The sequence below is a fragment of the Rhodococcus sp. KBW08 genome (assembly GCF_003852455.1).
In the GTDB taxonomy this organism is placed as follows: domain Bacteria; phylum Actinomycetota; class Actinomycetes; order Mycobacteriales; family Mycobacteriaceae; genus Rhodococcus_F; species Rhodococcus_F baikonurensis.
This window is the reverse complement of the sequence record NZ_QAJJ01000084.1, coordinates 1-274: the sequence shown is the minus strand read 5'-3', so window position 1 is coordinate 274 and position 274 is coordinate 1. Positions and strand designations below refer to the sequence as shown.

Sequence of the window (274 nt, the reverse complement as noted above, 5' to 3'; positions counted from 1 at the left end):
CATCGGTGAGCTCAGCCTCTTCGATCCGGGCCCACGTTCGACCTCTGTCACCGCTGTCTCTCAGTCCGAGCTGCTCAGCCTCAAGCATGAGGACCTCACGACCTGGCTCGATGAGCGCCCACGTGCGGCGATGAACCTGCTCAAGGCTCTGGCTCAGCGTCTGCGTCGGACCAATGAGACCGTTGGTGACCTCGTGTTCTCCGATGTTCCCGGTCGCGTTGCCAAGGCGCTGCTGGACCTTGCCTCTCGCTTCTCGAAGCCGGCACCGGACGGC

1 protein-coding gene is annotated in these 274 nt (G+C 63.9%); it reads left to right on the top strand.

The genetic code is table 11. The features are described from left to right. The coding region (locus DBV08_RS32125; RefSeq protein ID WP_397488361.1) for a Crp/Fnr family transcriptional regulator at window positions 1–274 on the top strand (274 nt) is incomplete at both ends.